Below are 13,922 nucleotides of genomic sequence, written 5' to 3'. Positions count from 1 at the left end.
GAATCTACACATGACCCACTCACGGATTTGTATAACCGAAGATATCTTGATACTTGGTTTTCTTATCAGGAAGAAACAACTAATAATAAACCACATTTATTAGCCATAATTGATGTCGACTATTTCAAAAAAATAAATGATCAGTATGGTCATGAAGCGGGGGATGAAGTGTTAAGGGCATTATCTACCATTCTGAAACAGCAGCTTCGACCTGAAGATCTACTTATGAGGTGGGGAGGTGAAGAGTTTGTGATGATCATTAGTGCACCAGAAGCTCATATTAAAGAAGTCTTGGAGAGAATTCGTGCTCAAGTCGAACAAACATCATTTTACTGGGCAGGGCAGCGGGTTCCTGTAACTGTTTCCATTGGAGCAATTGCTGAGAAGTCGGTGTCTAAGTTGGCGTTGTCGTGGCAGAGTGCAATGGAGAGTGCAGACCAAGCGTTATACCAAGCGAAGTCAGAAGGAAGGAATCGATTCATTGTAAATGATAGTTATCAGTGATTGAAAAGCCACCTAATGAGGTGGCTTTGATATTTTATTCGTGGTGCTGTTAGTCTCGAAAATTGTCATATTGGAATGGCTGGCCCATATCCGATTCACGCATTAGAGCGATCACTGATTGTAAATCATCTCTCTTTTTACCCGTTACTCTTACTTTTTCACCTTGAATGGATGCTTGGACTTTGAGCTTGGCATCCTTAATGGTCTTTACCACTTTCTTGGAGGTTAACGGGTCCAGTCCTTGTTTAAATTGGACATCTTTAAACCAGCGCTTGCCGGAATGTACTGAATCTTTCGCTTCCATCGCTTTGGCATCAACACCTCGTTTCGCGAGGTTGCCACGTAAAATATCCATCATTTGACCCAATTGAAAATCATCTTCTGCAGACAGTTTTACAACTTCATCTTTGAGTTCAAATCCAGCTTCTACATTACGAAAATCAAAACGAGTAGAAAGCTCTCGGTTTGCATTATCGACAGCATTACGAAGTTCAACAGTATCGACTTCTGAAACGATATCAAAAGAAGGCATGGTGTTTCCTTATCTATTGCTTAGTATTTATTTTAAGTTACGGCGGTCAGTGATCGCTTGTGCCAGCATATCCAGCATAGTTGCTGTGTCATCCCATCCTAAGCATGGATCGGTAATCGATTGACCATAGGTGAGGTTATTTAAGTCATGCATTGGCTGATTACCTTCGATAATGAAGCTTTCAGCCATAATACCAGCAACGAAATCCCTACCTGTACGTATTTGTGTGCAGATGTCGGCCGTTACATCTATCTGTTTTCTATGCTGCTTTTGGCAATTCGCGTGGCTAAAATCTACGATGAGGCGCGGGGCTAAGCCGAATTCGATCAGTTGCTCGCAGGCTGCAGATACGGAGTCAGCGTCATAGTTTGTCCCTGTATCACCACCGCGTAAAATAACATGGCCAAAGGGGTTACCACTGGTACGATAAACGGTCATACGGCCATTTTTATCCGGTGAGTAAAAGTAATGTGATGCTTGGGCCGCTCGAATGGCATCAATAGCAATTTTGATGTTGCCATTCGTGCCATTTTTAAAACCGACAGGGCACGACAGTGCAGACGCCATTTCTCGGTGTATCTGAGATTCCGTAGTACGCGCACCAATAGCTCCCCACGTGATGAGATCTGCGATGTATTGCCCGGTAATCATGTCTAAAAATTCAGTCGCAGTAGCAAGGCCTAGCTTGTTGATATCTAATAATAATTTCCGTGCTTTATTGAGCCCTGTTTCCAGTGCATATGAACCATCCAGATTGGGATCCGTAATCAAACCTTTCCAGCCCACAACGGTGCGTGGTTTCTCGAAATAGGTACGCATGACGATAAACAGTTCATTTTTATATTGGTCTTGGATCGCACTCAAACGTTGAGCGTAATCCATTGCGGCTTCAGTGTCGTGTACTGAACACGGACCGACAATGACTAACAAGCGATCATCGTGACCAGTCAGAATATTTTCAATTTGACGGCGTGAGTTTGCGATGCGCTCTGCTACGTCGTCTGTGATCGGATGCGCATTTCCAAGCTCTGCCGGAGTCGGCATTGGGCCCAAGGCTTGAGTTCTTAATTCATCTGTTTTTAATGGCATGGTAAAGCCTGTACTCTTATTGCGAAGCGGTAAAGATAACGGAATTGGCAATAGGAATAAACTCCAAAACGGAAAACTTATTGCTTATCATCTGTAAGGTGAAATTTTATTCATAAATTTGTCATAAATATTTACTTTTACTTGAATTAATACTCGGCTATGGGTATTTTCCTGAGCAAGATAATTAAAAATGTAGGGAGTAATGAATGAGTTTGGCACAACATGATACGATCCACCCTCAGTTGATCTTAGGTGATGCCCTTCCAGCGGCAATTGAATCAAGTGGAAATGCCCAGCATTTGTATGTATCGCTGTCCGACATTATTTTAGATTCGTTGTTTTATCATCCTTCGATTGAGCAACATTTTGCGAATCTAACTGAACTTGAGCAAGGCTCTTTGCAATCCATTCTTGATGACAAAGCGGTGGCGGAGCATTTTACGTCAACCATTGTTGATAGAGTCGTGGCAGCGGTTCAAAAAAATCACACTACGATTCGTGTCTGTTTGAGTGATGCAGATAGTTACACTTATAAAGCGTTGATCGGTGGAAGTGTTGAAACGGATGAAATTAACCCAGCGATGGGAGTGCGTGGCGTATCGCGTTTTTCTTCCATCCAGTATGCGAAAGCGTTTAGTTATGAATGCGCTGTGATCAAGGCATTGCGCAAGCAAGGATTGAACATCGAAATTGTGGTGCCATTTGTTCGAACATTAAGTGATGCGGCTACGATCATTGACCGACTGGCAGAGCAGTCTTTACCTCGGAGTTTAGATGGTTTGAAAGTGCTTTATTCTTGCGATGTTCCATCAGCGGCATTATTGGCAGAGCGTTTGATGCACTATTTTGATGGTGTGGTCATCAACATCGATAACTTAACACAATACACATTAGGCATTGATAAAGAGAATCCCGAACTTTCCCATTTGTTTAATCCAGAGAGTGAGGCGGTCATCACGTTGCTCGATTTAGCATCAAAAGCGGCACGTCATGCGAATAAGCCGATTTTGGTCGTCACCCAAGCACTCGCAAGTTATCCAAAGCTGCAGGAACACTTAGCTGAAAGTGTTCAGGCTGATGTTGTGGTAAAAATGTAATGATCTGATTTGGGCGCAGAATAGCTGCGCTCAACCCTAACTTTTTGTAACAACTCATTGACATTTCGCGGCGTATACCTTGAACTGGTCTGACAACCATATTGAAAAGGTCAAGCCTCATGCTCTCCCCATTAATAAAAGCGAATCTTTACTTAAATCTGTTTGGTTTTTTAAAAGTGCCATTGATTTGGTCCTGCAGGCCAAAGATTTTAGTGCTAAACGAACGCTCTGTAGAAATCAGAATTCCACTTAAACGTCGCAATAAAAATCATTTAAATAGTATGTATTTTGGTGTGTTAGCCGTTGGTGCAGACGTAGCGGGCGGTTTTATGGCAATGCATAAAGCACAACAGCGTGGCTCCAAAGTATCGTTGGCGTTTAAAGCGGTTAGTGCGGAGTTTTTAAAAAGGCCGGAGGCGGATGTTCATTTTCATTGCCATGATGGTCAGCTAATAGACAGTATGCTTGATGAAACTATCGCAACCGGAGAGCGGGTCAATCAGACAGTAAAGATCATTGCAACCTGTCCTTCATTGCATGGTGACGAGCCTATGGCGGAGTTTCATCTTACTTTATCGTTAAAGCGTATTGGTAAATAAGGCTGAATTAGAGACTACTCGCTTAATTCTATCGGTTCAATGTCGACAATCTTATTTCTATTTAAAACAATTTTCCAACGGTAGTAGCGGGGCTCTTCTTTATGGTTATCTTCTTTGATAATCAAGTTGAGCAAGTGCCGTTTTTCTACGGTTTCTCGACTCACTTGACCACCACTTAACTGATAAATGCGATTAGAGCCTTTGTCCATCAAACGGGTAATCGGGCGTAGATCAATGTGTAAAGTTTCGCGTGTTTCCTCATATCCACTCATGAAGCGTGAGGTTGACATGGCCGTTTCTGAGCGATAGTGAAGTACCTGTTCCTCCCTTTGAACAATGCGTTTCTTTCGAATTGTTTTGATTCGGTCTGGTAATTTACTCAGGTTGGTATAATCAAGCCATTCAATTTTGTAACCTACAGATTTTCCGGTCGTTGGGTCTATGTAACGACGCTTCCATTTAGGTTTTCCTTTACGGATCCAGCGCCACAGCATATCGCGTAAGTCATCTTTAAAGATCTCGCGTAATGCATAAACAAACGACATAGCGATGATAAAAGAGGCGGTGATTTCCCCCCAATAGTCGCGAGCTGTAATGGCGATGACGGTGACAAACAGCATTACAAGTCCAGTCGCGATGCCTTTTACGGCACGCTTCATGTTATTACCTAAAGAGGTGACGTGTTCATTAAGCACAATGGGATGCTCGATTAAACGGCGTAGTAGGCGCATCTTGTTACTCAGCCGAGTGATGTCTTCCCCTGCCTTTGCCGAGTTGTAATTGTTAAGTTTACGATGTGCCTGTTCTTTCTCAACCAGTGTAATTAGACGCTCTTTGATGGTTTTATATTCACCATCGCGGTTCATGTGTGCGACTAGGGAAAGAAACTTTTGCTCAGTATACCAAGATAAATAGTTATCAATATTGGCGTAATAGCGTTTTAAGCTCTCTTCATAAGGAATGCTGCGGCGCAATCTTTTCAAAATATCTAAAGAGAGTTCAATGACACTATCAACTTCATCTGATGTGACGGTGTCACTCGTCGTATTGAGTTGTACTACAGCTTTATCTAGAGCGATAACATACTGATAAGCAAATAAACTCAAACTGACTCGATACTGAGTAGAAGAGAGATGGCCTCGTTGTGCAAGCCGGCTGTGTACTAAGGGCAGTAACGTTTTATCACTGTAATACGCACGCTCTTGATGGATGAAGCTATAGTAAAAGTCAGATTCAGGAAGTATTTCGGGTGTTAGACCTAAATCACCGGGAATGAATAGGTAAATGTCTAGATCAAGTTCTTTGCTCTGAGACATGGCATGTGAAATTTTAAGCGTGATGGTATCTTGCTTATCGACATTAACCAAAGAAAGCTCCTGAAAAAATGCTTATTTTTCCCTTGAATGCAGGAAAGGATAACAGAGATCACGTATAATCTCTGCAAAATTGAGGTGAGACATAGTAAATGATTAACGTTGGTCAAATAAACAGTTTAGAAGTCGTAAAGATTGCTGATTTCGGCGTATTTTTGGATGCTGAAGATTTTGGAACCACTTTACTGCCTAAACGATTTACCCCAGATGGGGTTGAATTGGGGCAGAAAATAGACGTATTTTTGTATTTCGATTCAGACAATCAACTTGCCGCGACGACTGAAAAACCGATTGCAAAAGTAGGCGAGTGGGGATTGATGAAAGTTCAGGGTGTGAATAGCACTGGTGTTTTTGTTGATTGGGGTCTGAAGGGTAAAGATTTATTGGTGCCTTACAGCGAACAGCGTGCTCGTTTTAAAGAAGGACAAATGATTTTAGTGTATGTCTACACTGATAAGGCTTCCTGCCGCATCGTAGGCACAACAAAATTCAACAAGTGGCTGGACAAAACCCCTGCAAACTATACGCAGAATCAGCAAGTTGATCTATTAATTGCAGAACACTCAGAACTCGGATACAAGGCCATCATCAATGGCGAGCATTGGGGGATGATTTTCCCATCAGATGTGTTTGGTAAGTTGTTTATTGGTAAGACCTTAAAAGGCTACATCAAAAATATCCGTGAAGATGGAAAAATTGACCTAGCTCTGCAAAAAATTGGCGTAGCAAAAATGGATGAGCTAAGCACTAAGATCATAGAGTTACTTGAGAAAAAGGGTGGTTTTCTTCCATTAAGTGATAAATCGACACCAGAAGCTATTTTTTCGATGTTCCGTACCAGTAAGGGAACCTTTAAGAAGAGCATTGGTGGTTTGTACAAGCAGGGAAAAATTACCATTGGGGAAGATGGAATTCATCTTGTATAGCTGAGGCGTTCACCTCCTGCTGCAATCTATTTTCCTTGACGATAAAAAAAGGCCCAAAACTTTTCCGTTTTTGGGCCTAGGGGAATGGCTCATTTGAGCCTACGCTAATCATTAAAATAGTCGTACTTATGCTTCCCTGTAAGTATAGTTGTTATCGCTAGAAGTGCGCGTGTTTTCTAGATTTTTGTCCTATTTTTGGGCATGTTAAAACAAATTTTTATCTTTAACGAGTTCTCTTGGTAAACCATTTTTTATGCGGTTTCCTACCCATTTCCCTAGGCCAATCACATCGTTACCGAGTTTAACCAGCACTTCGCCAGTGCCAGTTTGTAGTGCTGGTCTGACATCTCTGCCCATGTACCAATCTCGCGCTTCTTCAATCGATAGTGTGATGCAGTTTGATTCGTTACCAGTCGCTAATGATGTAGCGACTTGATGTTGCCAGCGATAACCTTTTTTATGTGTTTCAGCGATTTTTATCCCCATGCGAGAGAAGCGGAATTTGCCGAGCATAGGTTCCAGTGCGTTTGGAAATAACCATACATCATTATCACGTAGCCAGACACTGGTATCATCGGGGATCACAACTTCAAACGTTTTCATGAGTTGATCCGCGATCTCTTGTGTGAGTTTAAGGTTGGCTTTCGCAAAAGGAAATTGACCTAAGCGTTTGTTGACTTCAGGATGGGGTACAGAGCTAAGTTTCCGGATTTTCGCAACAAAAAAACCTTCACAATCATAAGTTTGAGGGAATATATGCAAGAACCCTTCGTCTGTAATAGCTGCTTTTGCATCCTCAAACAATGAGCTAAGGGAAACAAATTCAACTGATTGTGGATATTTTTCTTTTAGATACAAGCACACTTGTTGGTTCTCTTCTGTACTCAATGTACAGGTTGAGTAGACCATCACACCGCCGGGCTTTAAAGCTTGAAACGCACTTTCAATCAAATCTTTTTGTGTTGTGGAAATCGACAATACAGATTCTTTGCTCCAGTTTTTCATCGCATCAGGATCTTTACGGATGGTACCTTCTCCTGAGCATGGCGCATCTATTAACACCGCATCAAATTGTTCCGGTAACCAACCGCCAAAGACTCGACCATCAAAATTGCTCAGTGCACTGTTACGTACACCGCAGCGTTCGATATTAGCATGCAGCACTTTAACACGGCTGGCTGAAAATTCGTTGGCGACTAATACGCCTTCATTTTCCATACACGCCGCAATTTGCGTTGTTTTTGAACCCGGAGCCGCCGCCATGTCGAGTACTGAATTGAACGATTCACCGCCAGTGAAAAGAGCGGATACTGGCATCATAGAACTGGCTTCTTGAATGTAAAAAAGACCTGCCATATGTTCGGCGGTATTACCTAAAGGTACGACAGACTCGTCGGCTTCAATCCAAAAACCCGTATTACACCAAGGCACTGGTGATAAAGCCCATCCTTTTTCTACGGCGCGTTGACAAAAACTATCGACAGAGATTTTTAGCGTGTTGACTCGGATACTTTTACGCAAAGGACGCTGGCAAGCTGCAATAAAATCACTCATCGTTAGATGTGTGGGTAGTATCGCTTCAATTGTCGCAAGAAAAGGTTCAGGTAGGGTTATATTGGCGTGCAAAGCAGTATCTCGTCTGGGAGTTGAGGCCGGATTATATAAGAATCGTGATGAGATCAAAATAATAAAAAATGCAGCCGATCAGCTGCATTTTATAAGAATCAAGGTTAACCCTTTAAGGTTTTGGTATGGCTGTTCGCCATTGGTGCCATTCTGGTTTGGCTTCAGGATATAAGTAAAATGCTTGGCCTTGTTTAGCGATAGGCTGTAGCTGTTTTTGCTCTGGAGTGGCAAATGTAATTCCGCCTTTCATGATGCTATCTAACGTGCCTGCTTTTATATTTGCACCAGATAAACCGATGGATACATCGACGCCAGAAGTGTTCCAAAATACGCTATTGCTGCGAACCAGATAAGCGAACTCTTTTTGGATTTCAATGGTAAACATGACGCGGTCTGCAAAGTCTCCTAGAGCAACATGGGTTACTTTGCCTACTTCCATTTCACGGTAGAGAACAGGGCTGTCTTCAGTCACTGATCCTCGTGTTTCACTTTGTAAGGTGAATTCAATACCGAGTGCTTGTTGTGGCTGTTTTTCTAGTTCAAATTGATACTGCACATCGCCAAACCCAGGTTGGACCTCAATGCTGGAACTGAGTAAGTTTTGCAGATTTTCAACACCATTGAAGCCAATCTTAGTTTTCGCTACCCAAAAGTGAGAGCCATTTCTGGCAATGCCTAATGCGTAGCTAGGCTCAATTCTCGCTTGGAGTGTAACTTGGTTTGTCTTGAAATCGGGTGTTACAGAAACAACCTCTCCCACAGTGATATTGTTATATTTGATGGATGTTCCTAGCGTAATGCCAAAGGATGAATCGGCCGTTAAGATGATTTCTTGGCCCGCCTTACGTGCTTGATCGTAGCTGTCATAGAGCTTCCACAAATTCTGATCTTTGTTATCAATGCCTTGCAACGAATCAAATGCAATGCCTCCTTGAATTAAAGTTTTTAAAGGAGCGGCTTTGACTTTTACGCCTGCAAGTGTTGCATTAATTTCGACGCCAGAACGGTTCCAAAAAACAGTTTGATTCGTAATCAGATGGCGATATTGATTCTCTATTTTGACCTCGATTTTCACACCTTCTTTAGTGAGCTTAAAGCCAAAAACACTGCCTACTTGAAGGTTACGGTATAGGAGCGGGCTGCCCGGATTGATGGGAGGAAGCTCGTCGGCAAAAAGAGTCAGTGTCTGTGAGCCGCTTTGATTATATTTTGCAAGCTCAGCTAAGGATTTACTTTGATATAGCGGGTATTCATTACTCGCATTTTCAGCGCCTTCGCTGATGAAACTGATTGAGCCGGCGAGCAGTTGTTTGGCAGGAGGGATCGAAACATTAAGGCCTGATTCGGTGAGCTCTGCGGTGGCCGAGCCTGTAATGTAAAAACGATTCTGTGAGCGTATGAGTGATGAGTACTCTTCATCAATCAGCGTATTGAGCACAACACTGTCTTGCTGCAACTTTACGTCAATTACTGAACCTACCGCGATGCCTCGATACAAAATCTGGCTACCCACATCTAAGCCATATGAGCTTTCCGCTGTAAGTTTGATAGCAATCGATTTTGCTTGTGACTGATTAAATTCAAATTGGCGAATTGCAGTGAAACTTCTGGCCTTTTCGCCCTTGCCAGGAATGAGTGTCAAGTAATTCCCTTTGATCAAATTACCGATGTTCTCAACTCCAGAGAGTGAGACTTTGGCCTCTTCCAACACAAAACGGCTTCCCGAATTGAGCATATCACTAAAAGCCGGCTGGATAGCGGCAGAGGCGATGATCTGTTGGTGACTTTTACTGAGCTGCAATTCCGTGATTTGGCCGACTTCTATTCCTCGGTAAATGATGGGGGCACCGGTTTGGTTAATATTATGCTGATCGGGTAGGGTGATTTTCACAGGGATACCACGCCCTGCGGTTTTTAAATCGCGATAGAGACTAAATTGGGTATTTTGTTCAACAGGCTCCCCACCGTCCGGTGAATCGACGGCAATTGAACCACCGATTAATGCACTTAAACTTTCTAAGCGGACGTCAACACCTTCAAAGCCAATGCTTGCACCAACACCGCTGACATTCCAAAAACGGCTTTCATTGGTAATAATGTGGCGATACTCGTCTTTTATCGAGGCTTGAATGAGTACCGACTTTGCATCGTCATCGAGTTTGTAGTTAAACACTTCACCAATCGGAATTTTTTTATAGACGATTTGTGAGCCAACAGAAATACCTCCGAGATCGCGAGCCTTTAGAGAAATGATAAGCCCTTGATTAGGCAGTAGATCAGAAGGTGCACCATCTAAAGCACTAAACACTTTATCGTGTTCAGCTGAACTATTTTCGTTACCCGGTTGAATCGCAATATAGTTTCCTGAAACCAACGCATCTAGACCTGAAACGCCAGATAAACTGGCCGTTGGCTTCACTAACCAAAATCGGGTATTGTCATTGAGTAACTGAGTAGCTTCTGGATAAATATCGGCTTCCACATAGATGTTTTCTAATCCTTCGGACAGTTTAATATCTCTTACCATGCCGACTTCGAGCCCTTGGTAGCGAATGGTTGTTCGCCCTGCGACTAAGCCTTGTGCGTCCGAAAAATAGATCTGGATTCGTTCGCCAGCATCGTGAATGGCTTTAACGACTAACCAACCTGCGAGCGCCATGGTGAGTATGGGCAGTATCCACAAAGGTGAGATGCCCCTGTTTCGCTTAACATCGGGAGTGTATGAGGGCTGGCTTGAAATTTGTTTACTCATGTGAAGGCTCGTTTTGGTCTGCGATTTCTGGGTAATTATCCCAGATGAGTCTTGGGTCCATACTTTCCGTGGCGAGCATGGTGAGTACAACCACCAAGCCAAAGGCAACGGCTCCATAACCGGGAGTGAAGTCGAGAATTTGACCGCGATCAACCAGTGTCAACATAATTGAGATGACAAACAGATCCATTACCGACCATTTGCCGATCCATTTAATCGCGAAATAAATGTTCATTCTCTGACGGTGGTAAACCGTTCGCTTAAATTTAATCGCCAGTAATAGATAGGTCAGGCCGAATATTTTTACAATAGGCACGATTATACTGGCCACAAAAATGATGATTGCAATTCCGACCATACCACTATTAATCAGTGACGCAACACCAGAGAAAATGGTGTCTTCTAATCGCTGTCCGTTGGTAATTAAAATCGATATTGGAATCAGGTTCGCGGGGAAAATAGCGACACTTGCTGCAATTAAATAGGCCCAAGTTCGTTGTATCGAGTTGGGTTTCCGGTGATATAATTTTTGCGCGCAACGCACGCAGTGCGTATTTTCGGGTTGTGAAAGATGGCAATGGTGGCAATGCACCTCTTTACGCTCGAAGACATATTGATTCTCTGGCTGCCACGCTTGCCAATAGCGCCTTACGCTAACTCGAGTCGCTAGCAATACGGTTGCCAGTTGCAGCAAGACTAAACCATACAACCCCACACCGATAAAAATGTCGGAATAATCTTGAAGTTTAAAACAAGATACCGCCACGCTGACTAAAAAAACATCGAGCATTACCCACGCTTTTAATCGCTGAATAATGATCAGTGAGCCACGCAGTAGATGAAACCATCGATAACGCAAGGCGATATGAGCGGTCACTACGGAACCACACACTAAAAGTGGCGCAATAGAGCTGCAAAATAGCACCAATAAAGCGAGCGCTCCAAAGCCCTCTTCAGCCAGCGCAAAGACACCGGATGGCAAGGTGGCGGGGATCATCACCCCAACCAAGCGAATGCTGATGAATTCAAAAAAATGAGAGGGGATAAACAGTAACAAGCAAGTAATGGCAACGGCTAAATCCCCAGATAAAGAGGGAGATCCACCGCGGTACAGTTGGGTACCGCAGCGTGGACAATAGGCACTTTTTCCATGCTCAACCTCGACGAGATCAACGGCCAATTCACAGCCGTGACACAACCTCACGCCGTTAGGTGATTGTGGATGTTGAATAAGCGCTGAATGTTGAGACAAACAATCATCCTAATTTATTGTTACCCAATCACTAAACGTACGATTGGAGATTTCCATAAAGGGTCTGATATAACCCATCTTGCTCGACTAATTCTCGATGCGTACCCATTTGGCTAACTTGACCATCTTCCAGCACGTAAATTATATCGGCTTGTTTCACTGCCGAAAGGCGGTGCGCAACAATTAAAGTAGTTCGACCTTTCAAAAATCCAGTCAGAGCATTGTGCAATGCCGCTTCAGTTACCGTATCTAACGCGGATGTTGCTTCATCCAAAATAACAAATTTAGGATTGCTCAGTACCATCCGAGCGATGGCTAAACGTTGACGTTGTCCGCCCGACAAGCGAATACCATTTCGACCAACTAGCGTTTCTAAACCGTCACTGAGATTCGCAGTCACATCATCCAGTTGTGCAATATGCAGCGCTTGCCATAATTCCTCTTCTGCATATTGACCGCCGAGGGTCAAATTATGCCTTAAGGTGTCGTTGAATAGTATAGGTTGTTGTAATACCACGGCAATGTTATCGCGAATAATATCAAAACTTATCTCTTCAGTGGTCGCACCATTAAAACGGATCTGCCCGGAATTGGGCTGATACACACCAATTAACAGTTGGATCAACGTGGATTTCCCACCACCACTTGCGCCAACCAACGCAACTTTTTTACCCGCCGGAATCGTGAGCGAGAGATCGTTGAGCACACTCTTTTCACTATCGTAGGCAAAATTAACGTGAGAAACCTCAACATCGACCTGGCGGTTATCCGTGAATGGGTTAATTTTGCAAATAGGGCGAGGCTCTTCCTCCAGTGCAAGCAGATCATTAATGCGATGAAAGGCCGCCTTTGCACTGTACCAAGAAAATTGAATACTCAGCAGTTCTTGCACTGGGCCTAACATAAACCACAAATAACCGAAAACGGCGAAAATTTGCCCTATGGTCAAGTCGCTAAAGACCACCATCAGCATCGCGACCGCTCTAAATAGCTCAAAACCAAGTAAAAACAGGAGAAATGAGACGCGCCCTGCAGCCTCTGATTGCCATGCATATTTGTCTGCATTCTCTCGGACTTGGTTGGCTTGCTGTTTGAGTTCATTGAGAAACTCTCGCTCTTTATTAGCGGCACGCAATTGATAAATGCCATCTAATGTTTCGACTAGCCGATTTTGAAAGCGTTCATACGCTTGGTTTTCTCGCTTTTTCAGATGTTTGACTTTGCTTCCGAGTTTACGTGAAAAGTAAATCACAATCGGGTTGACCAATAAAATAAACAGCCCTAAACGCCACTCAAGCCAGAGTAAAACACCCGCTGTGCCTAACACGGTCAGTAGGCTGATGATAAATTTACTGAGTGTGCTACCTATGAATTGATCAATGGTTTCGATGTCGGTGATTAAGTGAGCATTAATACCACCACTGCCTTTGGTTTCGTACTGCCTGATACTTATCCGTCCTAATTTATCAATCATTTTGCAGCGCATTTGGTAGGTGATGGTTTTGGACACCAAAGTAAATTGACGGCTTTGAAGTATGTTGAGCGCTTGGCTGACGCTACGCATCAAGACCACTAGCAATAACGTGAGCGCAATATAGCCTGTTGGGTTTTGCATCGACGTCGGTAGAATAGTATTCATCATCGCCAAACCAGAAGCGGGTTTATTCAGCAGAACTTCGTCGACCATTAATGGCATTAATAGTGGAATAGGGACACTAACCAGCGTTGCAATAACCGCGATCGCATTGGCAAATAGAAGTGTAGGTCGATGTTTTTTTACTTGTTTTATTACCCAAGAGCGGCTAATAGTGTCATTGGAATTAGTCATTATGATGAGAATGCATCCTATTTATCGTGTGAGAAATTGTACGCTGTTCAAAAATAGATGTCTTCCGTTTTCAAAAGGTCGTTGAGTTTATATGAACATAGAAGAATACCGCCGTCTTACCAAGCAGGCGGTGGCACTGGTTGAATCTGAAACGGATTTAATCGCTAATCTTGCCAATTTGAGCGCCTTATTTAACATGGAGCTTGAAGATCTTAACTGGGTGGGTTTTTACCTAATAAAAGAAGAGCAACTGGTTCTCGGTCCCTTCCAAGGAAAACCAGCTTGTGTACGCATCCCCTTAGGAAAAGGTGTGTGTGGTACTGCGGCGGCGACTAACCGTATAC

Annotated in this window: 12 protein-coding genes; 5 read left to right on the top strand and 7 right to left on the bottom strand. The window is 43.2% G+C overall.

All coding sequences use genetic code 11. From position 1 onward, the window contains the following. The coding region (locus tag AACT21_RS16140; protein WP_141195257.1) for a GGDEF domain-containing protein at positions 1-504 on the top strand (504 nt) is incomplete at its 5' end. 49 nt (positions 505-553) lie between these two features. On the opposite strand, the gene AACT21_RS16135 is transcribed toward AACT21_RS16140, so the two are convergent. Next, positions 554-1,036 (bottom strand): YajQ family cyclic di-GMP-binding protein, encoded by a 483-nt coding sequence (locus AACT21_RS16135; protein ID WP_094164294.1) that lies wholly within the window; start codon positions 1,034-1,036, stop codon positions 554-556. Between the two features lie 27 nt (positions 1,037-1,063). Further along, positions 1,064-2,125, bottom strand: a complete 1,062-nt coding sequence (locus tag AACT21_RS16130) for a 3-deoxy-7-phosphoheptulonate synthase (protein ID WP_094164293.1) — start codon at positions 2,123-2,125, stop codon at positions 1,064-1,066. Between the two features lie 206 nt (positions 2,126-2,331). Between AACT21_RS16130 and AACT21_RS16125 the strand changes: the two genes are divergently transcribed. Next, the gene (locus tag AACT21_RS16125) at positions 2,332-3,222 is read left to right on the top strand and encodes a putative PEP-binding protein (RefSeq protein ID WP_094143135.1); all 891 of its coding nucleotides are present in this window, start codon (positions 2,332-2,334) and stop codon (positions 3,220-3,222) included. 119 nt (positions 3,223-3,341) lie between these two features. After that, positions 3,342-3,821, top strand: coding sequence for a PaaI family thioesterase (locus tag AACT21_RS16120; protein WP_094164292.1), 480 nt, complete (start codon positions 3,342-3,344; stop codon positions 3,819-3,821). Positions 3,822-3,835: 14 nt separating this feature from the next. Here AACT21_RS16120 and AACT21_RS16115 read toward each other — a convergent pair whose 3' ends face one another. Continuing rightward, on the bottom strand, positions 3,836-5,188 hold the full coding sequence (locus tag AACT21_RS16115) for a hypothetical protein (protein WP_017044687.1): 1,353 nt from the start codon (positions 5,186-5,188) through the stop codon (positions 3,836-3,838). Positions 5,189-5,286: 98 nt separating this feature from the next. Here AACT21_RS16115 and AACT21_RS16110 point away from each other — a divergent pair, with 98 nt between their 5' ends. Further along, positions 5,287-6,120: a CvfB family protein gene (locus AACT21_RS16110; protein WP_094164291.1), complete on the top strand. Its 834-nt coding sequence runs from the start codon at positions 5,287-5,289 to the stop codon at positions 6,118-6,120. A 204-nt stretch (positions 6,121-6,324) separates the two neighbouring features. Here AACT21_RS16110 and rsmF read toward each other — a convergent pair whose 3' ends face one another. The 4 genes from rsmF to AACT21_RS16090 form a co-directional block, all read right to left on the bottom strand. After that, the gene (rsmF, locus tag AACT21_RS16105; RefSeq protein ID WP_217898745.1) at positions 6,325-7,746 is read right to left on the bottom strand and encodes a 16S rRNA (cytosine(1407)-C(5))-methyltransferase RsmF; all 1,422 of its coding nucleotides are present in this window, start codon (positions 7,744-7,746) and stop codon (positions 6,325-6,327) included. A 112-nt stretch (positions 7,747-7,858) separates the two neighbouring features. Next, on the bottom strand, positions 7,859-10,498 hold the full coding sequence (locus tag AACT21_RS16100; protein ID WP_094164289.1) for an MlaD family protein: 2,640 nt from the start codon (positions 10,496-10,498) through the stop codon (positions 7,859-7,861). Beyond that, on the bottom strand, positions 10,491-11,750 hold the full coding sequence (locus tag AACT21_RS16095; RefSeq protein ID WP_017047655.1) for a paraquat-inducible protein A: 1,260 nt from the start codon (positions 11,748-11,750) through the stop codon (positions 10,491-10,493). The genes AACT21_RS16100 and AACT21_RS16095 overlap by 8 nt, the downstream gene beginning before the upstream one ends. Before the next feature lie 31 nt (positions 11,751-11,781). Next, the gene (locus AACT21_RS16090) at positions 11,782-13,578 is read right to left on the bottom strand and encodes an ABC transporter ATP-binding protein (protein WP_013856918.1); all 1,797 of its coding nucleotides are present in this window, start codon (positions 13,576-13,578) and stop codon (positions 11,782-11,784) included. Between the two features lie 91 nt (positions 13,579-13,669). On the opposite strand from AACT21_RS16090, the gene AACT21_RS16085 reads away from it, so the two are divergent. After that, positions 13,670-13,922: GAF domain-containing protein (locus AACT21_RS16085; RefSeq protein ID WP_141195256.1), on the top strand; the 253-nt coding region annotated here is incomplete at its 3' end.

It is taken from the genome of Vibrio sp. V08_P9A1T1, assembly GCF_963874405.1.
In the GTDB taxonomy this organism is placed as follows: domain Bacteria; phylum Pseudomonadota; class Gammaproteobacteria; order Enterobacterales; family Vibrionaceae; genus Vibrio; species Vibrio anguillarum.
Note: the sequence above shows the minus strand (reverse complement) of the source record. Positions and strands in the feature narration are given on the sequence as shown.